The sequence below is a fragment of the Methanococcoides sp. genome (genome assembly GCF_030594565.1).
Lineage (GTDB): Archaea > Halobacteriota > Methanosarcinia > Methanosarcinales > Methanosarcinaceae > Methanococcoides > Methanococcoides seepicolus.
In genome coordinates this window covers 1-25,683 of record NZ_JAUVEY010000014.1, presented here as the reverse complement: position 1 = coordinate 25,683, position 25,683 = coordinate 1, and the positions used below count along the sequence as shown (strand labels likewise).

31 protein-coding genes are annotated in these 25,683 nt (G+C 44.6%); 10 read left to right on the top strand and 21 right to left on the bottom strand.

Features of this window, described 5'->3' with window-relative positions:
- From QAS77_RS02355 to QAS77_RS02340, 4 genes are all read left to right on the top strand, one after another.
- A partial coding sequence (locus tag QAS77_RS02355; RefSeq protein WP_305064022.1) for a pyruvoyl-dependent arginine decarboxylase occupies window positions 1-411 on the top strand: 411 nt, incomplete at its 5' end.
- 96 nt (window positions 412-507) lie between these two features.
- Entirely contained in the window at window positions 508-1,188 is a 681-nt protein-coding gene (locus QAS77_RS02350) for a metal-dependent transcriptional regulator (RefSeq protein ID WP_305064024.1), read from the top strand.
- On the top strand, window positions 1,169-3,145 hold the full coding sequence (feoB, locus tag QAS77_RS02345; protein WP_305064021.1) for a ferrous iron transport protein B: 1,977 nt from the start codon (window positions 1,169-1,171) through the stop codon (window positions 3,143-3,145). The genes QAS77_RS02350 and feoB overlap by 20 nt, the downstream gene beginning before the upstream one ends.
- Before the next feature lie 73 nt (window positions 3,146-3,218).
- The gene (locus QAS77_RS02340; RefSeq protein ID WP_305064020.1) at window positions 3,219-3,437 is read left to right on the top strand and encodes a hypothetical protein; all 219 of its coding nucleotides are present in this window, start codon (window positions 3,219-3,221) and stop codon (window positions 3,435-3,437) included.
- 10 nt (window positions 3,438-3,447) lie between these two features.
- On the opposite strand, the gene QAS77_RS02335 is transcribed toward QAS77_RS02340, so the two are convergent.
- From QAS77_RS02335 to QAS77_RS02305, 7 genes are all read right to left on the bottom strand, one after another.
- On the bottom strand, window positions 3,448-4,233 hold the full coding sequence (locus QAS77_RS02335) for a C15orf41 family protein (protein WP_305064019.1): 786 nt from the start codon (window positions 4,231-4,233) through the stop codon (window positions 3,448-3,450).
- 2 nt (window positions 4,234-4,235) lie between these two features.
- Window positions 4,236-4,868: an endonuclease III domain-containing protein gene (locus QAS77_RS02330; RefSeq protein WP_305064018.1), complete on the bottom strand. Its 633-nt coding sequence runs from the start codon at window positions 4,866-4,868 to the stop codon at window positions 4,236-4,238.
- 122 nt (window positions 4,869-4,990) lie between these two features.
- Window positions 4,991-5,473, bottom strand: a complete 483-nt coding sequence (locus QAS77_RS02325) for a hypothetical protein (RefSeq protein ID WP_250867001.1) — start codon at window positions 5,471-5,473, stop codon at window positions 4,991-4,993.
- 29 nt (window positions 5,474-5,502) lie between these two features.
- Window positions 5,503-6,351, bottom strand: coding sequence for a ribose-phosphate diphosphokinase (locus tag QAS77_RS02320; RefSeq protein ID WP_305064017.1), 849 nt, complete (start codon window positions 6,349-6,351; stop codon window positions 5,503-5,505).
- Window positions 6,352-6,433: 82 nt separating this feature from the next.
- Window positions 6,434-6,913 carry a cyclic pyranopterin monophosphate synthase MoaC gene (gene moaC, locus QAS77_RS02315; protein ID WP_442920355.1) on the bottom strand — a complete coding sequence of 160 codons (480 nt, stop codon included), beginning with the start codon at window positions 6,911-6,913 and terminating at the stop codon, window positions 6,434-6,436.
- A gap of 17 nt (window positions 6,914-6,930) precedes the next feature.
- Window positions 6,931-7,110 carry a hypothetical protein gene (locus tag QAS77_RS02310; protein ID WP_270095709.1) on the bottom strand — a complete coding sequence of 60 codons (180 nt, stop codon included), beginning with the start codon at window positions 7,108-7,110 and terminating at the stop codon, window positions 6,931-6,933.
- Between the two features lie 13 nt (window positions 7,111-7,123).
- Complete coding sequence (locus QAS77_RS02305) at window positions 7,124-8,569, bottom strand: NAD(P)H-hydrate dehydratase (protein WP_305064023.1); 1,446 nt, start codon at window positions 8,567-8,569, stop codon at window positions 7,124-7,126.
- A 149-nt stretch (window positions 8,570-8,718) separates the two neighbouring features.
- On the opposite strand from QAS77_RS02305, the gene QAS77_RS02300 reads away from it, so the two are divergent.
- From QAS77_RS02300 to QAS77_RS02290, 3 genes are read left to right on the top strand one after another with little or no spacing between them, the layout of a single operon-like run.
- A complete protein-coding gene (locus QAS77_RS02300; protein ID WP_305064015.1) occupies window positions 8,719-10,215 on the top strand; it encodes a DHH family phosphoesterase in 1,497 nt (498 codons plus the stop codon).
- 24 nt (window positions 10,216-10,239) lie between these two features.
- Complete coding sequence (locus tag QAS77_RS02295; protein ID WP_305064014.1) at window positions 10,240-10,950, top strand: YkgJ family cysteine cluster protein; 711 nt, start codon at window positions 10,240-10,242, stop codon at window positions 10,948-10,950.
- A gap of 54 nt (window positions 10,951-11,004) precedes the next feature.
- The gene (locus QAS77_RS02290) at window positions 11,005-12,291 is read left to right on the top strand and encodes a 3-isopropylmalate dehydratase large subunit (protein ID WP_305064013.1); all 1,287 of its coding nucleotides are present in this window, start codon (window positions 11,005-11,007) and stop codon (window positions 12,289-12,291) included.
- A 175-nt stretch (window positions 12,292-12,466) separates the two neighbouring features.
- Here the strand turns inward: QAS77_RS02290 and QAS77_RS02285 are convergent, their stop codons facing one another.
- Window positions 12,467-12,871, bottom strand: a complete 405-nt coding sequence (locus QAS77_RS02285; RefSeq protein ID WP_250867007.1) for a CBS domain-containing protein — start codon at window positions 12,869-12,871, stop codon at window positions 12,467-12,469.
- A gap of 268 nt (window positions 12,872-13,139) precedes the next feature.
- On the opposite strand from QAS77_RS02285, the gene hisE reads away from it, so the two are divergent.
- Window positions 13,140-13,439: a phosphoribosyl-ATP diphosphatase gene (gene hisE / locus QAS77_RS02280; protein ID WP_250867008.1), complete on the top strand. Its 300-nt coding sequence runs from the start codon at window positions 13,140-13,142 to the stop codon at window positions 13,437-13,439.
- A gap of 7 nt (window positions 13,440-13,446) precedes the next feature.
- On the opposite strand, the gene QAS77_RS02275 is transcribed toward hisE, so the two are convergent.
- Window positions 13,447-14,322: a CBS domain-containing protein gene (locus tag QAS77_RS02275; protein WP_305064012.1), complete on the bottom strand. Its 876-nt coding sequence runs from the start codon at window positions 14,320-14,322 to the stop codon at window positions 13,447-13,449.
- 177 nt (window positions 14,323-14,499) lie between these two features.
- On the opposite strand from QAS77_RS02275, the gene QAS77_RS02270 reads away from it, so the two are divergent.
- Window positions 14,500-15,582 carry an NOG1 family protein gene (locus tag QAS77_RS02270; protein ID WP_305064011.1) on the top strand — a complete coding sequence of 361 codons (1,083 nt, stop codon included), beginning with the start codon at window positions 14,500-14,502 and terminating at the stop codon, window positions 15,580-15,582.
- A gap of 44 nt (window positions 15,583-15,626) precedes the next feature.
- On the opposite strand, the gene QAS77_RS02265 is transcribed toward QAS77_RS02270, so the two are convergent.
- From QAS77_RS02265 to QAS77_RS02210, 12 genes are all read right to left on the bottom strand, one after another.
- A complete protein-coding gene (locus QAS77_RS02265; protein ID WP_250867011.1) occupies window positions 15,627-16,739 on the bottom strand; it encodes a pyridoxal phosphate-dependent aminotransferase in 1,113 nt (370 codons plus the stop codon).
- Between the two features lie 12 nt (window positions 16,740-16,751).
- Window positions 16,752-17,360 (bottom strand): 6-phospho-3-hexuloisomerase, encoded by a 609-nt coding sequence (gene hxlB, locus QAS77_RS02260; RefSeq protein ID WP_250867012.1) that lies wholly within the window; start codon window positions 17,358-17,360, stop codon window positions 16,752-16,754.
- 15 nt (window positions 17,361-17,375) lie between these two features.
- A complete protein-coding gene (locus QAS77_RS02255) occupies window positions 17,376-17,891 on the bottom strand; it encodes a hypothetical protein (RefSeq protein WP_305064010.1) in 516 nt (171 codons plus the stop codon).
- Window positions 17,892-17,909: 18 nt separating this feature from the next.
- Window positions 17,910-18,269: a DUF2073 domain-containing protein gene (locus tag QAS77_RS02250; RefSeq protein ID WP_250867014.1), complete on the bottom strand. Its 360-nt coding sequence runs from the start codon at window positions 18,267-18,269 to the stop codon at window positions 17,910-17,912.
- A 5-nt stretch (window positions 18,270-18,274) separates the two neighbouring features.
- The gene (locus QAS77_RS02245; RefSeq protein WP_250867015.1) at window positions 18,275-18,898 is read right to left on the bottom strand and encodes an Era-like GTP-binding protein; all 624 of its coding nucleotides are present in this window, start codon (window positions 18,896-18,898) and stop codon (window positions 18,275-18,277) included.
- A 141-nt stretch (window positions 18,899-19,039) separates the two neighbouring features.
- On the bottom strand, window positions 19,040-20,053 hold the full coding sequence (locus QAS77_RS02240) for a phosphate uptake regulator PhoU (RefSeq protein ID WP_250867016.1): 1,014 nt from the start codon (window positions 20,051-20,053) through the stop codon (window positions 19,040-19,042).
- A gap of 98 nt (window positions 20,054-20,151) precedes the next feature.
- A complete protein-coding gene (locus QAS77_RS02235; protein ID WP_305064009.1) occupies window positions 20,152-20,787 on the bottom strand; it encodes a protein-L-isoaspartate O-methyltransferase in 636 nt (211 codons plus the stop codon).
- Window positions 20,760-21,407: an HVO_0476 family zinc finger protein gene (locus tag QAS77_RS02230; protein ID WP_250867018.1), complete on the bottom strand. Its 648-nt coding sequence runs from the start codon at window positions 21,405-21,407 to the stop codon at window positions 20,760-20,762. The genes QAS77_RS02235 and QAS77_RS02230 overlap by 28 nt, the downstream gene beginning before the upstream one ends.
- A 53-nt stretch (window positions 21,408-21,460) precedes the next feature.
- Window positions 21,461-22,330 (bottom strand): agmatinase, encoded by an 870-nt coding sequence (gene speB, locus QAS77_RS02225; RefSeq protein ID WP_305064008.1) that lies wholly within the window; start codon window positions 22,328-22,330, stop codon window positions 21,461-21,463.
- A 15-nt stretch (window positions 22,331-22,345) separates the two neighbouring features.
- Window positions 22,346-22,729: a translation initiation factor IF-5A gene (locus QAS77_RS02220; protein ID WP_250867020.1), complete on the bottom strand. Its 384-nt coding sequence runs from the start codon at window positions 22,727-22,729 to the stop codon at window positions 22,346-22,348.
- A 171-nt stretch (window positions 22,730-22,900) separates the two neighbouring features.
- A complete protein-coding gene (locus QAS77_RS02215; RefSeq protein ID WP_250867021.1) occupies window positions 22,901-23,596 on the bottom strand; it encodes a matrixin family metalloprotease in 696 nt (231 codons plus the stop codon).
- A 19-nt stretch (window positions 23,597-23,615) separates the two neighbouring features.
- The gene (locus QAS77_RS02210; protein WP_305064007.1) at window positions 23,616-25,016 is read right to left on the bottom strand and encodes a sensor histidine kinase; all 1,401 of its coding nucleotides are present in this window, start codon (window positions 25,014-25,016) and stop codon (window positions 23,616-23,618) included.
- 145 nt (window positions 25,017-25,161) lie between these two features.
- On the opposite strand from QAS77_RS02210, the gene QAS77_RS02205 reads away from it, so the two are divergent.
- On the top strand, window positions 25,162-25,683 hold a 522-nt coding region (locus QAS77_RS02205), incomplete at its 3' end, for a thermonuclease family protein (RefSeq protein WP_305064006.1).

Here is a 25,683-nt window from a genome sequence, read left to right as displayed (position 1 = left end):
CCGAACTGTGCTATTGTTCCAAGGGAAGAGGGCCTTGAAGAACTTGCTCCAGGGCAGATAGTATATTGTGTCATGGCAAAGAACCAGACCAATGAACCGGAACGCATGATCGCAGCAGCCATTGGAAATGCTGTACCTGCTGATAGCAATGATTATGGTTACATTTCCGAACATCATTCATTCGGAGAGGATGAAAGGACCGCAGGGATCTATGCAGAAGACCTTGCGGCTACAATGCTCGCGACATCACTTGGCATCGAGTTCGATGCTGATTCGGCATGGGGGGAAAGGGAACAGGTGTATAAGGCGAGCGGTCATATATTCGATACTGTCCACTATTGCCGTTGTGTAAAAGGGGATGAAAATGGGCTGTGGACAACGGTCGTTGTTTCTATGGTGTTTGTTCTTTGAATTGGTATGTGTCCGAATAATTTTCGGCATGGCTAACCACAATTTATATATTTAACACAGGGATTATAGCCACGCATATATTATAGTGTGAACAAGATGACCGGCGACCGTATAGAAGAATATCTTGAAACGATAGACTCCCTTGGCAAAAGCCGTGGGAATCCCGTCAAGAGCAAGGATCTTGCTGAAGAGCTTGGCGTATCTCAAGCTTCCGTTTCTGAAATGGTTCAAAAGCTGGCGGATGAAGGGCTTGTGAAACACGAACCTTATCATGGCGTTGAGCTCACGAACAGAGGCGTTCTTCAGGTGAACAGTATCCGCCGGAAGCACCATGTTATTGAGAAGTTCCTTTCTGATGTACTGGCTCTTGATCCTGAGGTCGCACATAATGAAGCCTGTGGGCTTGAACATACGGTATCTGACCTTGTAGTGGAAAGCATGTGCAATTATCTTGGTAACAACAATATCGATTGCAAACCCGCGGATGGGAATGAACATTGTCCTTTCAAGGAGAGCTATGTTTCTTTGGCCGATCTTAAAGAAGGGGATTGCGGTACGGTTGTTATGATGACATTGTCAGGTCAATCAAAAGAGCGTCTGAGCTCACTTGGAATGATAACCGGTGAGAACATAGAGGTCAAACGTAAGCAAAAGCAGGGTTCAACTTCGATACTGACCCGGGGGACCGAGATAGCTCTTGGAAATGAGATCGCTAAGAAGATATTCGTACGTTTGGGTATGAGGAAGAGGTATCCACGTGGAAACGACAGAAATTAATGATGGCCCTGTTGCGAATATCCGTAAGACAAGGTCGTCTGATTTCGATATGACCATAGCCTTTGTGGGCAATCCCAGTGTCGGTAAAAGTGCATTCTTCTCCCGTCTGACAGGTGTGGGAGTTGTAGTGGCGAACTACCCCGGAACCACTGTGGAACTGACACATGGCAGCGTCAATGTAGGCTCTAAGAAGCTCGATGTTGTTGATCTTCCGGGTATCTATTCTCTGGGGGCATCAACTGAGGATGAGAAGGTCGCAAAACGCTATTTCTTGCGTGAATATCCGGATGTCATCATCAATGTGGTCGACGCTACCCGTCTTGAACGTAATCTTTTTCTTACTCTACAATTGCTTGAGTTCAACATCCCTATGGTGGTAGCACTTAACCAGATGGATGCTGCAATGGAAATGGGTATCGAGATCGATATAGAAAAGCTCTCCGAGACCCTTGGGGTGCCTGTGGTCCCTACCATCGCTACCAAAGGTGTCGGGCTGGAAGAGACTGTCCTTGCAGCCATCGATGAGAAGCTTTCCATTAAGGACAGGCGTCGGGTACATTACGATAATCATATTCTTCGTGCAATTAAGACGCTTGATGAGAATTTTCCAGAGATCGGATATGGTATCAAGGTCCGGGCACTGGAAAGGGATGAAGAGTTCGTCAAATTGAGCTGTCGCCCTCACGATGCCGACCTCTTGTTAATTACCTCCGAATCCATTACCGATGATATTGAAAAAGCACATGGTATGTCCATTTCGGATACTATCGTACGTGACCTTTACGGTGAGGCCGGTTATATCGTTGACAGGGTGACCACTCAGGTCGAACATAAGGTCACATTTAAAGAAAGGATCGATTCAGTGCTCACTTCGGAATATGTGGGTATTACCGGACTTGTTGCTGCACTTCTATTGACGTTCTTTGTAGTTTTTACTGTGGGCGGTTTTCTCGAAGAGGGCATCGTTTCTTTGTTCGAGATATTTCTTATCTCTCCTGCAGAAAATCTGCTTGCAGGTTCACACCCTGTTCTCAGTAACGTTATCATCTATTCTCTTCTGGGAGTCGAGGCAGGGTTCGCTATCGCGATTCCCTACATTGCGGTGTTCTACGTGATACTGTCACTGTTCGAGGATTCCGGTTATTTGACAAGGGCATCCTTCCTGCTTGATAACTGGACGCACAAGGTAGGGCTTCACGGTAGAGCTATCATTCCTCTGGTACTTGGTATGGGTTGTAATGTCCCGGCAATAATGTCTACACGCACCCTGAATACGGTACGTGAGAAAAGGATAGCATCTGTGCTGATAGCACTGACCCCATGTTCTGCAAGGACTGTGATCATAATTGGACTTGTGGGCACCTTTGTAGGATATTGGGCAGCTATTTCCATCTACGTGCTTGAGCTTGTGATCATCTTTGCTACCGGCTGGGTGCTTGGCAAAGGGCTTTCGGGAGAAAGGACCGGCCTTATAATGGAAATGGCCCCGTTACGCAAGCCAGACCCAAGGGCTACTTTCCAGAAGACCTGGTTGCGTGTCCGTGAGTTCATGTATATTGCATTTCCATTGCTCGTAGCTGGAAGTGCATTACTTGGCCTAATCGATTCCCTTGGTGTTCTGGATGTGTTCCAGAATGCAGTGGAGCCGATCTCAGTGGGTATCTTTGGATTGCCGGCATTTGCAGCAACTGCCCTTATCTTCGGTATCCTCAGGAAAGAAATGGCGTTGCAGATACTGGCGGTGCTTGCCGGAACTGCAAATTTTGCCCTGGTGCTTACGCCATTGCAAATGTACTCTTACGCGGTCATTACCACCATCTATATCCCATGCATTGCAACCATTGCAATACTAAAGCACGAACTTGGATGGAAAGATACTACGTTAATATCTCTTTTCACCATTACACTCGCACTGGTCATCGGTGCATTGATAAACATGATCGGAATGAACTTTTAAGGCTTACATTTTCCATGTATCTATAATATTTACATCTCGGTAGGTTTTAATAGTACTAAACAAACTTATCTATATGACCCGTATCAAAGCAAATACTGAAAGGCCTGCAATAACCGCTCTGATGGATATTTTCGAGATGAGCAACCTGCGTGCACCGGGTTTCGATGAAGTCTCTGATATGCTTGAGATGATGGGTACGCATGCCTCAATAATGAATGGCGCAGTGTCATATGAGGAAGAAGAGGTCTCCCACGTTCATACACTGAGCATCATGGACATAAAAAGAAAGTGAGTTATTTTGTTCAAAGGGTTGAACTCAGAAGTTCGTCTATTTCTGCATCAATTTTTGCATCCAGGTCCATGTAAAAAGTGTGGTCACGTATAAGGTTGCCTTCAAATTCTATGGTATCAAGGTGGCCGTACCAGTAGATCACCATTCCTGTGCCATAGTCCCTTTCATAATGCTGGAACTGCTTTTTAAAATAGTAGGTGTGCTCCTTTTCATCCCCGAACATTGCCTTACTTTCTATCCACTCGATCTCAGTGCCATCAACATAGAGGGTCTTGTCAAGAAAAAAATCAGGTGTCTTCTGCATTCCTAGTTCTCTCAGGTCTTCTTCAGTGCTGTAACCTAACTTGTAGTGGTCAAGCCATTTGCCTATAATGTCCTCTCCCATCTTTCCCTTTACAACCTGAAGTGCATGGGCTTTGGGGGAGAAGAAATGGTCCGAGTTGGTCGCATCTTCTATTTCGATCGCAAGTCTTCTGTTGTCCAGTGTGTCCAGATTCTTGAGGACATGCTTTTTAGAGTAACCCAGTTCCTTGATGATCACACTTGCCATTAAAGTAGCTGGGACATCATTATTCTGTGCCAGCGTATTGATGGTCATGCCCTTTTCCCAGAGGTATCGGAAGTTCTTTGCTTTATTCTGAAGCTGCCCCATCTTCCTTTTGACCTTTGAGACCGTTTTCTGATTGAGGATCGCAGCAATGACCCCTGTGCTTTCTTCAAATTCAATAGCTAATATATCTACATCTTCAAGCGTGTTCACCCGCTGATATATCTGGAGGTAGGTCTTTTTTTCCATTTTCAGTCCTCTCCTTTTGATACTTTGGTCAGTATACAGTTGTCACACTGTTTTTTTCCGCAGTAGCTCTTAGCATACTCCACTATCAATGCGTGGTATTCCTTATATAGCGACACATCTTCAGGAAGGTTCTTTTCAAACATCTCCTGAAGTTGCATATAATTGCCTTCAATACCGATACATTTCATGATGCGTGTCGTGTAAGCATCGATCACGAACTTCGGTTTATCAGCAGCGTAAAGAACAATACTATCAGCAGTCTCATTTCCCACACCATTGAGGGAAAGCATGAGGTTGCGCAACTGGGTTGTTGGCAAGGAAAATACATTATCTATTCCTTCCCTGGCAAAGAATTCTGCAATACCTTTCAGACGTTTTGCTTTCTGTCGGTAAAAACCGCAACATCTGACAAGTTCTTCAATAAGTTCCAGTTCAGCTCTCGCAAGTTTTTCTGGTTCTATCAGATCATATTTCTTCAGACCTTCTATTGCCTTTTCAACATTGGTCCATTTTGTCTGTTGTGTCAGTATTGTGCCGATCACAACTTCAAAAGGAGTGTCAGCAGGCCACCATTGAAGATGTCCTATCTTTTCGAGGAGTGCCTCGTAGATATCACTGACATGTTCGTTTTTCATCTCATTTTATAGATGTTCTCCTATTATATAATCATTAAAGCTCTCTTCAATAAAGGCATAATGGAGGAAATATCCCTGTGAGATGAAGTTAATAATGAAGAAAAAATTAAGGTGGTAGATGTTTATTTCCAAAAATCCTTCTCATAATCTTCGGAAATATCTCCCAAGTCCATCATCTTGCTTAGCTTATCCTTTTTGTCGGCATCTTCTTTCGAAGGTGTGATCTCCCTGACCATTTCGGTTTTTGGGTCAGAAACATGTGATTCGATCACTGTGGTATTCTCTGATTCCATCACAATGGTTTCTCTTATCTCACTAATATGAGGGGCCATCTCTTTCTTCTCTTCAATGGTCTCTTTTTCTATAGTGAAAAGTTCTGGCGTATGCCTGTCGATCGTTGCTTCAGAGATACTCCCAAGTCGTCTGCGAGTCTCTTCCGCATAGGTGTCGCGAGTAGTTCCTATCTGATCGCTTTGTTTGTGAGTCCCGCGGTATCCGATGGAACAGTTCTCCTCGCCTGTACGCCAGTCTATGTGGTAGAGGTAGCATTGCTCTTTCTTACATCGGTGCTCGTTGTCCTGTGGGCATATATCGGGTAACGCCATGGTAAACCACTTCGGTATGATTATATTTCTCAGATGTTCTTCAGGAAATCAGCGATAAGCGGAGCAACACTGATGCTGCTTTGTGCTTTTTCAAGAGTGTCCGATGCGATGATCTCATGGACGCCAGCATTGTAAAGCCTTAAGACACCGTTCTTGGTAAGCACAGGATGCACGCATGCGATGTAAACATCTTTGGCACCCTGGCTGCGAAGCAGCTTTATGGACTCTGCCATAGTGCCTCCTGTGGCGATCATATCGTCTATGAGAATGATCTCTTTCCCTGTGACATCGATGTTCTTCGTCTTGATGGTGACAGTGTCCCCGGAATGTCTGGTCTTTTCAAGGTAATCGTACTCGATCCCTACATCCGCTGCGGCACTTTCTGCAAGGGCAATAGCTCCTTTGTCAGGTGCGATGATAAGCGGATCTTCCAGACCCAGTGATCTGATGTAATTCCCTATCAAATGGGATGCGTCAAGGTCAAAAGAATCCGCATTGAAATGTTCTAGTACGCTCTTCTCATGAATATTGACCGTGATGACCCTGTCAGCATGGATAGTCCGTGCAATAGCACGTGCACTGATCGCTTCTCCAGACCTGAACGTCTTATCCTGTCTTGCATAACCCATGTAAGGTATTACCACTGTGATCGTGGGTGCATCCTCACAGGCATCGATAAGCTGCAACAGGGAAATGAGGTCTGCGTCGGTGGGTGTGCTCTGTATAATGGTCACATCATCGACAATATCTTCGAGTATCCTTGTATAGACCTCTCCGTCGGGGAAACGGTTGAATTCGCAAAGGGTTGGTTCCATATTTAGTTCTCTTGCCACACGTGATGCAAGTAACTGTGATGCAGGTCCTGCTATGATCTTCAAATGATGTACCTCTCTTGTCTCGTTTTGTAGTAATCGAATTATCAGCCAATGAACTTTCTTATTTACATTGAACCATTAAAAGTCATTGGTTTGTAATGATCTCTTTCACTTTTCTTACAACATGGATATTCTCAATGGCAGTTGATGGGTAATTGCCGGTATTGTCCTTTTCAGCAGACTTTACCATATCCCATACCGTGAGAAGTGCAACTGAAACCCCTGTAAGTGCTTCCATTTCAACACCTGTTCTGCCCACGGACCTTACTTCAACATTGGCAGTAACATCACCTTCGCCGATCTCAAAATCCACATCTACGGAAGTGATCGGTATCTGGTGGCACATCGGAATCAGGTCCGGCGTTCTCTTTACTGCAAGTATGGCAGCGGTCCTCGCTGTGGCAAGGACGTTTCCTTTTTCCACACTTCCACTGCGTATCTTCTCGGCAGTTTCTCCATGAAGTTTTATTTTTCCGGAAGCTGTTGCATACCTGACAACCGTGTCTTTGTTACTTATGTCGACCATGTAAGCACGGTCATCTTTAATGTGACTGAATTCCTGCATTAACATTTCTCCAATATTTAATCGATACGCACCTGTTTCCTCTGGTCATAATCAAGAATTGCATCCTGCATTTTTGACATGAGTTCCCGTGCTTCAGGGATCGAGAGCTTGACAATTTCCTCGTCCTCTCCATGACTTACTACTACACGAACCCGGTTCCTTTCGATATCGACTATTATTTTTCTTTCTGTATCCATATTCCCACTCCCTTTATTTCATTACTTCTGTTATCATATCAATAATATCTGTTGCAAGCAACCCGTGCCCCCACCTTTCAAAAGCAAGGTCTCCGGCTACTCCATTGATATAAGCTGCACCACATGCCGCATCCATCGCAGGCGCAATTGCAAAAAGAGCCCCTGTTATTCCGGCAAGAACATCTCCTGTGCCGCCGACCGTCATTCCCGGATTTCCGGTATGATTGATGGCGACCCGCTCTCCGTTGCTTATGTGGTCCTCTTTACCCTTAAGCAGGACAGTTACATTGTTCTTCTTTGAGAATTCAAGTGCGTCCTCTTTACCATTTCCGCCCAGTGCAGTAAATTCTCCTGCATGTGGCGTGATGATCATCTCAATGTCTTCTGGCACAGGAAGGGCTATCCCGTAAAGTCCGTCTGCATCGACAACCACTTTTTTGCAAAGGGGAACGATCTTCGAGACAGTATCTTTCGTCCGCTCGTCCCTTCCGAGTCCCATTCCCATGACCACTACGTCATGGCCTTCTATGAGTTTGGCAACGGTGTCAATATCCTTCTCACACAGGATATTGGAAGAAAGAGCTTTCACAATGATGTTCGGTGAGAAGGAAGCTATGATGTCTGCAACATTTGCAGGGGCTGCCACTGTCACTATGTCTGCACCGGTACGCAATGCTGCCATGGCAGTGAGTGCAGGAGCACCGGAGTAAGGCCCGCCTCCGATAATGAGCATCCTTCCATGTTGCCCTTTGTGGCTATCCCTGGATCTTGTTCGGAATGCAGCGATATCCCCTTTTCCAACGTATGTCTCAGCATCCTCACAAACTCCTATGTTGATGACCTTGACCTCGGATGTGTATTCTTTAGCATGGTCTGATGCCAGTCCCTTTTTCATCCTGTGAAAAGTGAGAGTAATATCCGCACGTACCGATCTATCGAATTTCCCTCCCTCGGGATCGAATCCTGAAGGTACATCAACAGCAACTACCGGGACCTTTGAATCGTTGATAAGGTCTATCACTGTTGCTTCAGTTTCCCTTAACTTTCCGGTGATGCCTGTTCCCAGTAATGCATCCACTATCAGGTCTGCGTCGTCAAGCCATCTAGTTGCTTTAAGCTGTTGGGGATCTGTTATCTCAATGAACCCCTCAATTCTACAATGTTCAAGAAGAGCGAAATTGTGCATTGAATCCTGGGTCCTTATTCCCGAAGCCGATCCAATGAGTGCAATATTGACTGTAATTGCAGGGTCGTATACCAGATGTCTGGCAGCAACAAAAGCATCGCCTCCGTTATTCCCCCTTCCTGCAACGATGAGCACATTTCCTTTTTGAATGCGTTCCTTCACTTCATGGGCAATGGCAGCTCCGGCATTTTCCATAAGCTGGAGTCCTTTTAATCCCAAGTGCTCGCAATTCTCATCGATCGTTTTCATTCTTGAAGTTGTGATCCCATTCATGTTCTTCATATATTCTTCTGTTTGCATCGTATTTAGTTCTATCAATCTGGTTATTTTGACTTCAATGAGTACGGATTGGGTATGCCTTCATTTCCGGTGGAAGCGTTCATGTATATATACGTTTTCCGAAAGACGCTTAATAGCGAACAATGAATTATAGCTTACGAGGAGGTATCAATATACCCACTTTGAAAGAAATAGATGTCCCGGACAAGAAGTGGCAAAATCCCACTTATCTGATCTTGGGAAGTGGCAGTATCGGTTTTGCTGTCGCAAAGGAGCTCCGTGAGCTCGATAAAGACCTTATAATCGTTGATAAGGATTCGCAAAAAGTTGAAACGTTACGCGAAGATGCGTATGAGGCCATTGCAGGGGATATTTCTGACCCTGAGGTCTACAAACAATTGAACCTCAAAGAGCTTACAGGCGTTCTTGTTCTTAGTTCTGACAATGAGGCCAACAAAAAGGCACTTGAGATAATACCCACTTTGGGTATAAATGATGCTTATTGTGTGGCAAGGGCATCTGATGCCATCAATCTGCAGGAGATGGAAGCTCTCGGTGCAGACCTTGTGTTGATGCCATCCCGATTGGTTGCAAAATCGCTTGCAAGATCGCTTGGACGTGCAGAGGTTGTTCACCGTGGGAACAAGCTGTCCCAATGGTTCAAGGATATGTCCGGCAATGCACTTGCTATCGTAGTTCATGACAATCCCGATCCGGATGCTATTTCCAGTGCACTTGCACTGCAAAAGATCGCGGATTCATTTGATGTTAAGTCCTCTATATTGTATCATGGTGAGATCGGGCATCAGGAGAACAAGGCATTCGTGAATCTACTGGGTATAGACCTTAACAGAATGGAAGAGCATAGCCTTTCTGATTTTTCTGATATCGCAATGGTGGATTGTGCGGTTCCGGGAGCTAATAATATGTTATCCCCTGGGATGCATCTCGGTATCGTTCTGGACCATCATCCACTGGGGGACTCGGATATCGATGCTGATTTTGTGGATATTCGTCCTAATGTGGGAGCATCTGCAACGATCCTTACCAAATATCTGCAGGAATTGAACATCGAGATCGAACAGGTTCTTGCAACTGCTTTGCTTTACGGTATCAGGACCGATACCTTGGATTTCAAGAGGAATACCGATTCAGCAGATCTTTCTGCAGCTGCTTACCTTTACCCATTGGCGGACCATGAAATACTTGACCAGCTCGAACGCCCTTCAATGTCGATCGAGACGCTTGATATTCTGGGAAAGGCTATTCTTAACAAGCAGGTCATTGGTAGCTATCTGTTGTCGAACGTTGGTGTCATAAGGGACCGCGATGCCCTTCCGCAGGCATCGGATTACCTTCTCAGCCTTGAAGGGATCTCCACGTCTATTGTTTTCGGTGTGTCCGATGACCGTATCTTCATCTCAGGTCGAAGCAATGACATCAGGATAAATCTCGGTGAGGTCCTTAGGCGTGCGTTCGGAGAAAAGGCTGCTGGAGGTCACTCCAATGCAGCAGGGGCCCAGATCCCGCTTGGTGTGTTCAGTGATATAAAGGATAGGCAGACACTTCTCAGACTTGTCAATGAGGCAGTTGTTAAGAAATTCCTTAACGCGGTCGGTGTTGATGAGAATACGGAATGAACTTGAATGACTTGTAGGTCGACCATGTTCTCAGATCATCGGCAGCGTCTGGTAAATGAGCTCAAAGAGGAACTTGAGGCTGCCGGAAACATTTCGTCTAAAGCTCTGGCAGCACAGATACGTGATATCGGTTTTTCCTGTTCGATGTGTGGGAAATGCTGTAGGCGTTCCTGTGGGGATAACCGTGTTTTGCTGACCTCTTCTGATATACGTTCATTGCAGGACTCCTCACTTGAAGATGCGGTCTTTCCAATGTTGCCTGATATTCCTGATGTTTCTTTAGCAGATACCGTAAATGAGTATGGGCATGAGTTAGAGGTGGATGCGCAGGGCAGGTATCATACGTTTGGATGGATGCTGAAAAGGAAGGCGAATGGTAATTGTTCTTTTATTGGTGAGGATGGTACGAACAGGTGTGGCATTTATGATCGTAGGCCGATGCTTTGCGGGACCTATCCTTTCTATATCGAAGGTGGTAAGTTGCTGACCTCGGAATGCGAATGTCTGGGAAAATCAATCTCTGTTGAGGACTCCGTTTTGCTCGCAAAAGATCTGCTTGACAGGTATGTTACTGAACTGGAAGATACTGTTCTTCTTTATGAGAAGTTCGAAGGCATGGGCACTTCATCTCAGACCCCCGGGGGGTCAAAAAGTTTGTCAGGGGTTGACGGCATCATTTTTGTTGTGCACGATCATAATGGGAACTCGGAGTTTGCAATTAAATTGAATAAGTGAAGCTGCTAATCGATTGTTTTATTTATAAGGTACTCATTAAATGCAGTGATTACCATGTCCAATACTAATGATCATCCAATGACGATCTCTGAGAAGATCTTTTCAAAAGCTTCAGGAAAAACGGTTAAAGCCGGGGATTTCGTACTTGCGAACATCGACCGTGCAATGACTCACGATATCACTGGTCCCCTTGCAGTAGATGGTTTTTATGACATCATGCGTGACAAGGAAGAGAAAAAGGTGTGGGACCCAAGCAAGATCGTGATAGTCTTTGACCATCAGGTTCCTGCTGATTCTCTCAATGCTTCTGCAAACCATATCATGCTCAGGAAGTTTGCAAAGGAACAGGGAATTCTGAACTATGATGTCTATGAGGGCGTATGCCATCAGGTCATGCCTGAAATGGGTCATGTAAGGCCTGGTGACCTTATTGTGGGGTCTGATTCCCATACTTGTGCATACGGGTCTCTTGGTGCATTCTCTACAGGTGTCGGTTCTACTGATATGGCAGCGGTGTTTGCATCAGGTAAGCTCTGGTTCAGGGTCCCTGAGACCATCAGGTTCGAAGCCAATGGAAAGCTTCCAAAACACGTCTATTCAAAGGACCTTATACTGCACATGATAGGTGATGTCGGTGCAGAAGGTGCAAGATATATGGCTGCTGAGTATGCGGGTTCCACCATTGAAGGCCTTACGATGTCCGAGCGTATGACCATTTCCAATATGGCAATTGAAATGGGCGGTAAAGCAGGTATCATTGAAGCTGACAAGACCACAGAGGCATATCTTAAGGAGCGCATTCCTGACTATGAGTTCGATCCATACTGGAAGTCCGATGAGGATGCCGAATATGCTGAGTTCCATGATTATGATGTTTCCGATCTTGAGCCACAGGTGGCATGTCCTCACAACGTGGACAATGTAAAACCGGTCTCTGATGTGGAAGGTACAAAGGTCGATCAGGTATTCGTAGGTTCATGTACCAACGGTCGCTTTGAGGACATCAAGATCGTGGCTGAGATGATGGGTGACGAGCCTGTTGCAAAGGATGTACGTCTTTTGATCATCCCTGCATCAAGGACCGAGTATATGAAAGTGCTGCGTGCAGGATACGTGGAGCAGTTCATGGAAGCCGGTGCAATTGTGGAATCACCATGCTGTGGACCATGTATGGGCGGTTCCTTTGGTCTGCTTGGTGACGGTGAAGTGGGACTTGCAACATCCAACCGTAACTTCAGAGGAAGGGAAGGCAGCCCTGAATCATTCGTATATCTTAGTTCACCTGCAACAGCTGCAGCATCTGCACTGACCGGTGTGATAACTGACCCAAGAAATATCTGAGATATCTCTCAGTTCTTTTTTATAAGTTGACCAAAAAAGATATATTAGAATATTGATAATTGGGGGTTCGACGTTGGTATAAACCAACAACAATTCCGTCATATTGTGTTCGGATTACACACCAACGTCAATACACCTTATTTTATTTCTTCATTATTTTAGCGAGCTGTTTCTTTTATTTCCAGAACAGCTCTTTTATGATATCGCTGGAGCTGATGATGCCTATTGGTCTGTAGGATGCTCCAACAGTCTCTTCTGACATGACTATCAGGCGGTGTACTCTTTTATCGACCATCATGTCAGCAACATCGTGAACGGTTGCATTTGGACTGACGGTTTCAACCGAATCTGACATCAGGTCTTCCACAGATGATAGTTCCCAGTTCTTATCCTTCATCCGTCCTAAGATGTCAATATCAGATATGATCCCAAAGGTCTCACCGCCGTCCTCTATGGCCACAACTGTGGATACGTTCTGGTCAGCCATCACCTTTGCTATCTCTACCGCATTCGACTCAAAAGGTACCGTCACTACTCCCCTTGTCATTACGTCCTTAACCTGTATACTTTCTGCTATCAAGATATCTTCCTCCCTTGTGTCTAAAAACGATTTGTCTGCCAATACGGGTGGCTTCAAAAATACTACAATATTTATTTTGAGAGTTTAGCTATAAATAAACATCGGATAGTTGCATGATGTCTTCAATGGCATATTGGGGAATATTATATGTGGGAGGGGGATGATATGCGTAAATATCATTGAAATCCTTTTTAATGATGTAATCCTATTAGCTAAATAGACTGGGTACTACGATCCTAAAATTTATGTTCAATATAGAGGTTTTCCAATGACTGATGCAGATATGTCTGTTCTGAACGAAGTATTCGATGTGATAATGGACCGCAAGAACAATCCTGTGGAGGGTTCTTATGTTTGTTCTCTTCTTGATCACAGGAAAGGTATAAACAAAGTGCTCGAAAAAGTAGGTGAGGAAACTGCTGAAACGATCCTTGCTGTCAAGGATAATGACCGGGCTGAGATAATCTATGAAACCTCTGATCTGTTGTTCCATCTGCTGGTAATGCTTGCAGCTACTGACATTACTCTTGAGGATATTGCTGAAGAAATGAAAAAAAGAAGGCATTAAGGTCATATCAGTATATGACCAGTTCATGCAATACATCTGTTCTTGATATCATTCCTCTTGGAACTCCATCAATGGTTACGATAAGCCTTCCAATGTTGTGTTCATCGAACATATGAGCTGCATCACTAAGGGATGATTCGCCGTCAATGGTAATGACATTCTTTGTCATTATGTCCTTTATTTTCAGGGACATCTTACCACTTGCAAGGGTTTCTCCTATGTCCATGAAAGTTACCATTCCCACTATCTTTCCATTATCTTCCACTGGGGCGCCGTGTATCTTGTTCGTTATAAAGATCCGGGCAGCTTCTTGTATCGTGGAATTGGGTTCTACCGAAATGGTGTCTTTTTTGATGTAATGTTTGACCGATTTCTTTGGTAGGGATACCATTTCCGTTATTTCAAAAAGAAGTAAGTTCTCAGTATCATCCCGGCCAACTACATCTCCCCTTACTATAAGTCGGTTCACAGGTGTTGGTCCTACTTGGACTCGATCTCCACTGTTGAATGCCTTGATGTTCCCAAGCACTTTTATCCTGCCATTGCACAGGTCAGGATGCCTCACTGTTGTAAAACTGATCTCTGCAACGGTGGCACCTTTTACAACCTCTTCATTTTTGTAGATGGGAACTTCTGCTTCCTTGTCCATTGCAGTGACGTTCAGGGCTTCGTATGCATCACCGGTTGCTCTGTATCCACCTTTTGGACCCGGAACTCCCTCTACAAGTCCCAGCATTTTTAGTGATTGCATCTGATTCCTGACAGTCCCCGGATTCCTGTCTATTAACTCGGCGATCTCCTCACCTTTAACTGCTGATGCCTTCTGACGCTGAAGGTTGATCAATTCAATGATTATCTCTTTTTGAATGGGGGTTAATTCCATAAGCTCACCGTTATCTCCTAGTGGATTTATCTGAATAGGACTATATATACATGTTGTAAGAATTGCAATGAATGATAATTAATAATCTTTTTATTTAGAGGGCTATACTTCGAGGAACACTAATATATAGCTTATGCGAGTTTGAAACTGATTATAGCTAATTATAGGTAAAAGATCATGATATTTGAGAAGATTCACACGGTTCCGACTTCGGACGAGCTTATTGATAAAGCGTTTCGGAGAGCAGCGCGTGCAAAGGCAGGAAAGACGGTAAGGGATAGGGACGGTGCAATGAAAGCACATGAGTCTATGATAATGACCTCTGGGAATATCCTATCTGACAATCTTGCAAATACTGTCAGGCGTTTTCCAAACTTTGATGATCTTTCAGACTTTTATTATGAACTTACTGATGTCGTAGTAGGTATCGATGACCTTCGTATCGCTCTTGGGTCTGCTGACTGGGCAAGTGCCAAGTTACATGAGATCTCAAGGGAATATGTGGGTAAGATAAGAAAAAGCAAGGACCCGGTAAAGACCCGAAAAGAGGCATTTGGCCGTATGAGTTCTGTGATAGGTTCTATTAGTAAGCATCTTATTTTCCTGAACGAAGCCCGTAATATCATGAGGAAGTTCCCGGATGTACGGGAGGAACCTACAATTGTAGTCGCAGGTTATCCTAACGTTGGGAAATCAAGCTTTGTTGCAATGGTCACCGGTGCAAAGCCGGAAATAGCTTCCTATCCTTTTACGACAAAGGGTGTTCTTATCGGACATTTTGAAAGGAACCATGACAGGTATCAGGTAATTGATACTCCTGGTCTTCTTGACAGGCCGATGTCTGAAAGGAACGAGGTGGAACTTCAGGCGATCACTGCGATAAAACATCTTGATGCAGTTGTACTTTTCATTCTCGATGCAAGTGAGACATGCGGTTACGAGATCGCTGATCAGAAACGTCTTCTTGATGAAGTCGTGGCAAACTTTGAAATGCCGGTCTATGTTGTTGCGAACAAGTGTGACCATGATCTCTTCAAAATACCTGATTTCGTTGATGTGAAAATGTCAACCGCAACAGGTGAGAATCTCGATTCTATCGTCGACAGGCTAGTTGAGATGATCGAAGATACCAAAAATGAGAAGGAAGCAAAAGAAGCGGCTGAAGAAGCAGCTAGAGAACTAAGCGAAGAAATGGCTGAAGAAGCAGCTAAATTAAGCGAAGAATTGGGTGAAGAACTCGATAAAGCCGATCTTAAATGAACTTCAAGATCTAATAAAAATGAACAGGTCCTTTATAGGACTGTTCAGAGTACTTTTTCCATTATCTGTAAAGCTCTTTTTATCTCATCCATTGATGTTGCATAAGACATTCGTATGTAGCCATCTCCGTTCTCACCAAAAGCTGTTCCTGGTACGACAACTACTCCGTTAGCTACCAGCTTAGTGGCAACTTCGGTGCTGTTCTCCACTTTTGGGAATATGTAGAATGCGCCTTTTGGGGGTTCACATTCCATTCCCAGTGCATTGACGCCTTCAACAAGGAAATCCCTGCGTCTTTTGAACTCATCGCGCATTGTATAAACAAAGTCCTGCGGGCCGGTAATGGCGGCAAGAGCTGCTTTTTGTGCAATGGAGTTCGCGCATGCCTGCACGTATTGATGGACCTTTAGCATCTGCTCGGTATATTCTTGGTTCGCAGCAGTGTATCCGACACGCCATCCGGTCATTGCATATGTCTTTGAGACCGCATTGACCGTTATGACATTGTCAGTGAACTTTGCAGGGCTGACGTGCTCTCCTTCGTAAAGGAAATGCTCGTAGACCTCATCGGAGATCAGCGTGATGTCATTATCGTCTGCTATCTCGGCATAGGCCTTGATGTCGTTTTTTGAAAGCACTCCTCCGGTGGGATTGCAAGGGGAGTTCACGATGACCGCCTTTGTTCTGGGGGTGATCTTCTCCATTACATCTTCCGGTCTCATGGTAAGACCTTCTCCCAGCGGGACTCCGATTACCTTTCCGCCCATGAAGCCTGCAAGGGCATTATAGGATACGAATCCCGGGTCGGAGATGATTATCTCATCTCCCGGATCAACGAGTGCTGCGATGGCTATTTCCAGCGCTTCGGATGCACCTGAGGTAACGATAATACCGTCAGTACTCACCTCGAAACCATTCTCTTCCCGGAACTTCTGGCTTAACGCTTCCCTTAGTTCAATGATCCCGGCACCGTACGTGTATCCGGTAAATCCTTCGTTAATGGCATCGATGGCCGCTTGCCGAATATGGTCGGGCGTATCAAAATCCGGTTGCCCAAGTCCCAGATTGACCGCATCTGAACCGGCAGCCTCGAACATCTTTCTGATACCTGATATATCAACATCGAGAACACGTTGTGCAAATCCTCTGCCGCTCATGATGTCTTCCCCTTACTCAAGTTTAGCATGACGTGACTTAAGATCGTCCTCGGATGCTCCGGTAATGGAGATAAGCTCTGCAATAACGGCATCAAGGAATACCATGGATGATATCTCAAAAGAAGTTCCCAGGGGTGTGAGATTTGAATAGTCTCCGCGCATATGCCTTTCAAGGTATCCGCCAGTATCTTCCTTTGTCCTCCCCTTGATTTCCATGGTGACATCTGAAAGATTGCCGAGTGTGGAATCGCTGTTGGATGTAATGGTGATGAGCTTTGATCCGATATCCTTTGTGATCTTTCCAAGATTGGAGATCGATTTCGTTTCTCCTGATCCGGATATTGTGACAACTACGTCTCCTGGGTGAACCGCAGGTGTAGTGGATTCTCCGACCACGTAGGACTTCAGACCAAGATGCATCAGACGCATTGCAAATGCCTTTCCTACAAGACCTGATCTTCCCGCACCCATCACGAATATGCCGTCCGCATCAAGGATGGTTGCTATCATATTTCTGATACTTTCCTTGTCAAGGTCGCTGGCAACACTTTCGAGGTGGTGTGCCATAAGCTGCATGGATGAGACCAAATGCTCACATTTTATTGAAGATACGTCTTTCATAAATATTCATTCCTTTCATGGTTTAGGGGCATCTCTGTGCTTGCCCTCATCTTTATATGTAATATCCTTTACTTTCCATCCCTCGATATTCTTGAATTCCTCAGATAATCGAGCGATGTCTGAATCGTCACCGTTCCAGTAAATGTCAAGGTGCACATCATCCTTCTTCAAATCTTCGATGATGGACTCTGCCAGATGGTAAAGTGCTTTGTTACTGTAAAATGGGATGTTGAACATGGCCCGATATCCATTATGTGTCTTCGCATAGGATACCAGGATATAGCCACTACTTTCATATTCAGTGATCTTATCGAAGTCACATACGAGCTCAGTTTCATGGACCGCTGTTTTGTCTATCTTTGAGATGCTGATGAGGGTTTGCCCTACAATGACAGCGGCTGTCTGGCGTCCGTACCAGATGGATATCTTTCCATAGGTGCAGACAATGTTGACCTCATCTGTCCCCATGGCATAAGAAGACAATGAATGAGTGGCTTCTATTGCTTTTTGTTTTTTTTCAGCGTTATCCATTCGGTGTCCCACTTATGATTATTTGCTTGAGACGAGTGCACTTATCATGTCACGGTCTTTCTTCAAGGTTTTCAGCTTGTTGGCAGGCCCTATCACAGTAAGTCGGGTTCGAACTACGTTCTTCTTGAGCAGCTTTCCAAGCAATGATTTATCTGTCTGGCTCGGATAACTTTCCATCTCGATCCCTGCAAAATCATCAGGCTCGATCTGTGTCATCGTCATTTCGATAAGCGTTGCTTCTTCTTCAGGGGTAAGCCCCTTTTCAAGAACGAGGATCTTCCCATCCTTAACTTCATCAATAATAAATCGAATCTTTTCCACAGGTTGCATTTTTGCGAGTTTGTCCTCTGAGACCAGGTCCATTTGAATTCCCTGCATATCGATCACCCAAACCTTTTTGCAACTTCATCGTAGAAAGTATCGATGTTCTTTCCCTCAAGGGCAGATATGGCTACCATTGGATGCTGTGGGAATGCTTCTCTTATTGAAGTGGCTGAGGATTCCGGAAGGTCTGTCTTGTTAGCAACGATAAGTAGCGGTAAGTTCCTTGCTTCCATATTCCCAATGACCGTAACATTGACCTGGGTATATGGGTCTTCAGTTGCATCCATTACCAGTATGACCCCGTCAAGGTTCTCCAGCCACTTTACTGCTTCAATGACCCCTTCGGTTGCTTCCTTTGCCCTTCTTTTGGATTCTGCTTCGTTCATTCCCAGTTCCATGAACTCATGGAAATCGATCTTTGTTGCAAGTCCGGGTGTATCAATGATATCAAGACTTATCGATCCACCGTTTGATTGGATGGTAACTCCTTCTCGTCGTCTTGCACGGCGGGTTTCGTGAGCAATGTGGGATACTGAGCCCATGGCATCGCCTGTCCAGTCTCTGAGTATCCGGTTTGCAAGTGTGGTCTTTCCTGCATTGGGCGGACCATAAATACCGATTCGTGCATTCTTTTTGTTAAACATCCTTTTGAAGAATTTCTTAAATGATCCCATTACGCCCATAAGTTCCCTCCGATGTGATACGGGAATTCCATTCAAATATATACGTTTTGATATTACTCATGCCTTATAAATAATAGCCTGAGTACCATTATTCTAATTATGGATTATTAAATACGTCATAATAAAGAATCATTCTGGATTTCATTTGTTTTGAATGAGTGCCATTGATAGATTTATTGCGAGTTCTGCAATGTTGGACCCATAATCCCCTATCCTGTCAAGACTGTCGGCCACAGTGCCAAGTGCAACAATGGATTCAGGTGACTCAAGCGTTAAAAGGGATGCATCAAGTGCATTGATCTTAACCTTTGTATCATCTGCCCTTGAGATGACCATATTTGCAAGTCCCGTGTTCTGGGTGTACAATGCCTCGATGGCATCCTCTACCATTTTACTTGAGGCTTCTGTTGAGGCCTCTATAAGGTCCATTGTTTCCGCAGGGATCTGGATCTCCAATGTCGGTACTATCGCTGCTATCTTTGCAGCGTGGTCAGCAATACGCTCAAGAGAACTTGCAGCGAGTCTCAGATCGTGATACTCATCGATCGTTGTCTCGGATGCATCGGGGACACGCTTTCCACGGAGCACCGATCTGAACTGCTTTGATATCAACAGGAATAAACGGTCAACTTCATCATCACGCTCTACTACATCAATGGCGAGGTCGTCGTCCTGTGTCTTTAATGCCTGTATGGCATCCTTTAGCATGGAATTGGAGATAAGGAATATTCGGCGAACACTCTTTTTAATGGATACTTCGTTCGGGTTCAAAAGGTCCTGAATGAGTACCGTTTTTGCGGTCTCTTCGATTATCTCCGGTCCGATCAGCTTATAACAAACATTTCGGATGGTCTTCTTCTGTTCCGCCTGTATCCTGTTTGCACGAAGTTCAATAAGGTCAGACCCGGACAGGTATGCAGCAATAAGGGTGCGTATAAGCTCGTCTCCAGTGTGGCCGCTAACATCTATCACATTCTTTTTCTGGGCAGGTGTCTCACTGTCCATTGGAGCGATCGTAAGCGAACCGTCCGATCGTGGCAGAAGTGTCACCTGTGACCCGGTCTTTATTCCAGCCCCTTCAGCCCATTTTTTTGGGAGTGATACGATGTATGTGGACCCGCCCGTCTGCTGTATCTTTCGCGTTTCTATGTTCATCTCTCCTTTCTGCACATTTCTATGTAGTGCTATATACGAAGGGGCATGTATATAGTTTTATTCAGGGGATATAAATATATTTATGCATTATCCATAGTTCAAAAGCCGTATTTTCCAATAAGGGGTACAAATATGACCTCTCCCCATGTTCTATAATTGATGTTGCCTTCGTTGTCTTTCCTTACGATGACAAGGTTTTGATGCCGTGTTCCTACTGGGACCACCATTATCCCGTTGTTTGCTAACTGTTCCCTGAGCGGCTGTGGTACTTCGGGGGCTGCGGAAGTCACAGTGATGCGTTCGTATGGGGCGTGTTCAGGTAGGCCGCAGGAACCGTCATCATGTATCACAGTGACGTTTGAATATCCTGCTCTTTCAAGATTGCTTCTGGCAAGCTCGGCAAGTTCTGGAATTCGCTCTATTGTGTAGATCTTCCCGTTCTTACCTACAAGTTCAGCCATCACAGCAGCATTATATCCAGATCCGCTTCCAATCTCCAGAATGGTCATACCTTCGGTAATTTCCAGAAGATCGCACATTATGGCAACCATATGAGGTGCGGAGATCGTCTGATCATGTCCGATGGGTAACGGAGTGTCTGCATAAGCAACACTTTGCATATCCTCCGGAACAAAAAGGTGTCGCGGGACCTTTTTTATGGCATTGAGCACTCGCTTGCCAGTCCCGTTCAATTCCAGTGCTCTTGTTAATATCTCTTGTCCCTTTGGCTCCATGAGGTTTTCCCCTCTCCCCATCCTGTCCTGCGCTTTTCGATCGAATAGATACGTTTGATATACTTGGCAGCAACACTATCTCCCTTTCGTGATCGGAATCCGCCATCTCTGATCTTTATCTTGGTGATGTGGAACGACTTTCCGCCGGCGTTATAGTCTCCACCGACAACGAACTCAAATTCTCCCGGGACTTTCTTTTCCAGAGATGTTGAGCCGTTCCTTACCTTCAATGATATCTTTGCAGTAACCTCGTCTGTGGCACGTCCCCAGACCACATCGATCTTCTCGACTTGCTGGCGGTCCACACGGCGACCTTCGGATTCAATGGCAGTGACAATTATTGGATATACTTCGTCAGAGTGCTCATCATCGACCACAAGTTCATCATCGATATATAGCATATCCTCTGAGTCGATAGGTGCGTGAAGGGTAAATGAAATATCATCCTTGCTAACAATTATTTTTGTAATGATCGGCTTTTTCTCTTCAATTATGGTTGTGTGGACTGCTCCACATTCCTGACATTGTACGACGGGATTCTGTCCCGCTCTCATTATCTCGTGTTCTACTGGCTCTTCAGGTGAGCATACAGGACACTCGACTATTACTTCTTCGTTCATGGTATCTGAGCATATGATTGTTAGATGTGTGTATAAACTTAACCATGAACGTTTCATCTAATTGAGGCAGCATGTGCAGCGATGAACTCGCGGATATATTTTGCACCAAGTATTGCAGTCTGCCCGTTATCATATTCCGGAGAGATCTCCACCACATCAAAACCTCTGGCAATGGGTGCTAATTTCCTTATGATGTCTCTCACTTGTACCGATGAAAGTCCAAATGGTTCAGGTGTTCCCAGTCCAGGTGCAAACGCGGGGTCAAGTGCATCCATATCAAGGGAGATGTAAATATTCTCACAATCAAGATATTCATTGATCTCCTCAGTGAGTCCCTTTATCCCCTTTTCTGTAACCTCTTCGGGAGTATAATAACGGACGTTGTTCTCTTTGGCATAGTCCCATTCTTCCTTTGGACCGCTTCGAATGCCTATGCTGACATAGTTCTCAGTGACCTCTTCGAGAATATGGCGGGAAACACATGCATGATTGTACTTCATTCCCTCAAACTCATCCCGAAGGTCAAAATGTGCATCCAGTACAACGATTCCGAGATCCTCTCCTGCATGTTTTGCACAGGCTTTCACACATGGCAGTGTCAGTGAGTGTTCCCCGCCCATCATTATTGGGATCTTTCCGTCATCAACGATGTTAAGGACATCGAGATAAAGTTCATCAAGGACATCGTCCACAAGAGCCCCTGCTTCGAAATTTCCTGCATCGTGGGCCGGAACGTCTGATATATCAATATCAAAAAAAGAGTTATAACTTTCAAAATTTGCAGTGGCGCTCCTTATGGCATCGGGAGCCCATCTGCTTCCAGCCCTGAACGATGATGTGCGGTCAAATGGTACTCCAAATATGACATAACTGGCAGAATCGTAGTCTGCCAGTGCATCCATCATGCCGGGCTGATAGAACATAATATTCCTAAGGGTTTATCTAAGGTCTATCTTCATCTTACCCATGGCTTCAAGGTATGTGATATCTTTACCTTCAGTGACCCTGTCCTTGTAGTCTTCAGGGATGGTAAGTTCGAATGTAGCGTAGGTTTCCATGTCCATGAGCTGTGCGATGTTGCCGGAAATGGATAATACCTGTGCACTCTTACGCTCGACGATAGGTACGTAGGTCTTAGCGGAAACTGAGCTTATGATGGAACGTTTCTGGCCATCGAATATGCCAACTGCCTCTATCCTTGCTTTTGCTGATCCGTGCTTACCTGGCTTTGATTTTTGTATGCTCTTGATGACACATGGCTCATCATCGGCAAGGACGTATTTACCTTCTTTAAGTTCTTTAACCTCTACCTGCTGTTTCATTTATAATCCTCCTGTAATCGCAAAAATGTAATGTTTTTTATTAATGGATGAATGTGTGGTTATAAATCTTTATTCTATATATCAATCTAACGAACAAAGAAATTCATGGGCATGGATGTTTCAAAACTATTTAAATGCATATCCTATGGATATATTCCAATGTTCTGCAATTCACTTTTTAAAGTGTTTATCCTCAAGGCTCTTTATCTTTTTGTGATAGCGCAGCCATCCTGTTCCCAAATATCCCAGAACGCCTATGGCTATCAATACAATTGCAATTATTATCGGATACGTCTTTTCCAGAAGCAAGGGATTCACATTCTCCCTCTGTTCATACGAGGGATACATTATGTCCTTCTTGTCATTACTATGGTCAAGCCCAAGGGCATGTCCGAACTCATGTATGGCGATCTGTTCCATGTTCGCATCTCCATATTGCTGCCAGGAAAATCCTCTTTTATCGCCGACTTCCAGAACTATACTGACACGAACGAATCTGCCAGCAGCTATTTCCGGTCGGCAGTATCCTGCAACACCATCCTCTGCACCGGTGGCCTCTTCCATGGTCTCGACCCACATGACGTAAATATCTGCATTAGGGTTATCAACTATCTCGAAATCGGGGTTATAATACAGTTTACCGTTCCCTCCGTTTTCCCAATACTTCGTTGCATCCACAATTGCTGTCCGATATGTATGGCTGTAGTGGAGGGGGGTATTCACATCATCTATATACACTGTTATGGGAGAATGGTCCCAGGGTTCGTCAAAGAATCTCGGATATTCCTTTTCTCCAAGAGCTCCGAATGCAGGAGTCACAAGGGTGCATATCAGAAGAATGCTGATAATCGTAAATTTGAGCTTCATTTCATCTCACTTGGGAATGTTATCTATCTTTGAATGTGATAGTTATTTCTGTTCCATTACTTCTGTTAAGATGTACATTTCCACCGATCTGGTCCACCAGTTCGTTCACCAGTTGCATGCCTAAGGTATTTGTTTTGCCTATCTCTATCCCTTTCGGGATGCCTATCCCATCATCGGCAACAATGAAAGTGAACTGCTCTTCCTTTTTGTGGAAAGCAATGGATATGTTCCCTTTTCCTTCTGGGAATGCATATTTGAAAGAGTTCACAATAAGTTCATTAAGAATAAGCCCGAGGTGGATGGCTTTGTCAACGTTCAAAAGAATATCCTCGACATCCATACTTAGTTCAATATCTTTTCCCTGCAGGTCATTCATCTGGTACAGATAATTTGTAACGTCATTCACATAATCCCGGAAAGCAACGTTTGTCATATCTCTTGAACGGTACAGTTCTTCATGTGCAATGGATATTGAATGGACGCGGTTCCTGCTTTCTTCAAATGCATCTATCACACGGGGGTCTGTGAAATTGCTGGCCTCAAGGTCCAGCAGACTGGCGATTATCTGAAGATTGTTCTTTATACGATGGTGTATCTCTTTTTCATGTGTCTCTTCAGCCTTCGCAAGTGCTTCTTCTGCTCTCTTTTTCTCAGTAATATCTTCCCCGGAAGATAACATCCCTGTTATTTTTCCATCCTTATCTTTTAACAGGGTGTTGTGCCAATTTATGATCCTTTCTTCTCCATCCGGTCTTAGCAGTGGGGATTCAAAGTTATCAAGGCCGTCCACTTTTCCAGAGATAAAGGTGTCAAAGTCTGAGATCTCCTTTTCCCTAAATCTTTCCGGTATAAGCGTTTTGAAGAAATCAGTTCCTATAAAGTCCACTTCCTCGCAACCTATGATCTTACAACCTTTCTTGTTGATCAGCTTGAGCTTATGGTCGGGGTCTATCACTGTGAGCATGACATCGGCGGTTTCAAGATATTTTTTGGCAAGATCCTTTTCCGCGATGTTCTTATCGTAAAGCTCTTTGAGTCTCAACAGGGATTTGACCCTTGTTTTCAGTTCGATCTGATCGATCGGCTTTGTCAGGAATTCATCTGCGCCGGCTTCAAGGCCCTGGATGCGGTCCTTTCTTCTGGAAAGGGCTGAAACAATGATGATGGGTATGAATTGAGTATTCTCATTTTCTTTGAGTTTAACACACACTTCATAACCTTTCATATCCGGCATCATCACATCAAGTAGAACAAGATCTATCTCCTCTTTTTCAAGGATCTCAAGTGCTTCTTTTCCCCGGTATGCAGGAATCATCTCATAATCGGGCGAGAGGTACGCTTCCATTAATTCTACATTTTTTTGGTCATCATCCACGACCAAAATTCTTGGTAAAGCATTATCCTGCAATCTGAATCCCATTCCTTGGAGAATTGACTTGTTTGAAGACAAATATTGTCAATCACATTCATCTTGATACTCTTCTATATAAAATGTCCCATCTTTTTATTCATTTATAGGATGTTATTCAGAAAATGTTATAATGTCCTTCTATAATCTTCACTTCATGAACAAATGTGTGGCTCTTTTTTTGGTCATTGTATGCCTTGTCGGATCTTCAGGTTGTGTGGGGTCTGGCACTGATTCATCGTCTCATGCCCTTGAGTTCGTGAATGTGACGGAGGTTATAGATGGTGATACGATCGTGATCTCTTCAGGTGAAAGAGTAAGGCTTATAGGAGTTGATACTCCTGAGGTCGGAGAACCTTATTATTCCGAAGCGAAGCAATATATGGTGCAAAGGGTCCTTGGCAAGGTAGTCGGGCTCGAAAAGGATGTTAGTGAGACCGATCATTATGGCAGACTTTTAAGGTATGTCTGGGTGGACGGTGAAATGGTGAACAAAGAACTTGTCCTTTCAGGACTTGCTTTCTCAAAGACCTATAGGCCGGATGCGCATTATCAGGACATTTTTGACAGTGCGGAGGTAATAGCAAAAGAGAATGGTGTCGGGCTCTGGTCGGTTTCTACAATAGCCGAGGATACTGTCACTATTTCATATCTGGAGGCAGGACGCTACATCGACCAG

Coding starts and splice junctions, on each gene's coding strand:
- QAS77_RS02350 (WP_305064024.1), top strand. CDS start 508: ATGACCGGCGACCGTATAGAAGAATATCTTGAAACGATAGACTCCCTT.
- QAS77_RS02340 (WP_305064020.1), top strand. CDS start 3,219: ATGACCCGTATCAAAGCAAATACTGAAAGGCCTGCAATAACCGCTCTG.
- QAS77_RS02335 (WP_305064019.1), bottom strand. CDS start 4,233: ATGGAAAAAAAGACCTACCTCCAGATATATCAGCGGGTGAACACGCTT.
- QAS77_RS02330 (WP_305064018.1), bottom strand. CDS start 4,868: ATGAAAAACGAACATGTCAGTGATATCTACGAGGCACTCCTCGAAAAG.
- QAS77_RS02325 (WP_250867001.1), bottom strand. CDS start 5,473: ATGGCGTTACCCGATATATGCCCACAGGACAACGAGCACCGATGTAAG.
- moaC (WP_442920355.1), bottom strand. CDS start 6,913: ATGCAGGAATTCAGTCACATTAAAGATGACCGTGCTTACATGGTCGAC.
- QAS77_RS02310 (WP_270095709.1), bottom strand. CDS start 7,110: ATGGATACAGAAAGAAAAATAATAGTCGATATCGAAAGGAACCGGGTT.
- QAS77_RS02305 (WP_305064023.1), bottom strand. CDS start 8,569: ATGAATGGGATCACAACTTCAAGAATGAAAACGATCGATGAGAATTGC.
- QAS77_RS02300 (WP_305064015.1), top strand. CDS start 8,719: ATGAATTATAGCTTACGAGGAGGTATCAATATACCCACTTTGAAAGAA.
- QAS77_RS02295 (WP_305064014.1), top strand. CDS start 10,240: ATGTTCTCAGATCATCGGCAGCGTCTGGTAAATGAGCTCAAAGAGGAA.
- QAS77_RS02290 (WP_305064013.1), top strand. CDS start 11,005: ATGTCCAATACTAATGATCATCCAATGACGATCTCTGAGAAGATCTTT.
- hisE (WP_250867008.1), top strand. CDS start 13,140: ATGACTGATGCAGATATGTCTGTTCTGAACGAAGTATTCGATGTGATA.
- QAS77_RS02275 (WP_305064012.1), bottom strand. CDS start 14,322: ATGGAATTAACCCCCATTCAAAAAGAGATAATCATTGAATTGATCAAC.
- QAS77_RS02270 (WP_305064011.1), top strand. CDS start 14,500: ATGATATTTGAGAAGATTCACACGGTTCCGACTTCGGACGAGCTTATT.
- QAS77_RS02265 (WP_250867011.1), bottom strand. CDS start 16,739: ATGAGCGGCAGAGGATTTGCACAACGTGTTCTCGATGTTGATATATCA.
- hxlB (WP_250867012.1), bottom strand. CDS start 17,360: ATGAAAGACGTATCTTCAATAAAATGTGAGCATTTGGTCTCATCCATG.
- QAS77_RS02255 (WP_305064010.1), bottom strand. CDS start 17,891: ATGGATAACGCTGAAAAAAAACAAAAAGCAATAGAAGCCACTCATTCA.
- QAS77_RS02250 (WP_250867014.1), bottom strand. CDS start 18,269: ATGCAGGGAATTCAAATGGACCTGGTCTCAGAGGACAAACTCGCAAAA.
- QAS77_RS02245 (WP_250867015.1), bottom strand. CDS start 18,898: ATGGGCGTAATGGGATCATTTAAGAAATTCTTCAAAAGGATGTTTAAC.
- QAS77_RS02240 (WP_250867016.1), bottom strand. CDS start 20,053: ATGAACATAGAAACGCGAAAGATACAGCAGACGGGCGGGTCCACATAC.
- QAS77_RS02235 (WP_305064009.1), bottom strand. CDS start 20,787: ATGGAGCCAAAGGGACAAGAGATATTAACAAGAGCACTGGAATTGAAC.
- QAS77_RS02230 (WP_250867018.1), bottom strand. CDS start 21,407: ATGAACGAAGAAGTAATAGTCGAGTGTCCTGTATGCTCACCTGAAGAG.
- speB (WP_305064008.1), bottom strand. CDS start 22,330: ATGTTCTATCAGCCCGGCATGATGGATGCACTGGCAGACTACGATTCT.
- QAS77_RS02220 (WP_250867020.1), bottom strand. CDS start 22,729: ATGAAACAGCAGGTAGAGGTTAAAGAACTTAAAGAAGGTAAATACGTC.
- QAS77_RS02215 (WP_250867021.1), bottom strand. CDS start 23,596: ATGAAGCTCAAATTTACGATTATCAGCATTCTTCTGATATGCACCCTT.
- QAS77_RS02210 (WP_305064007.1), bottom strand. CDS start 25,016: ATGGGATTCAGATTGCAGGATAATGCTTTACCAAGAATTTTGGTCGTG.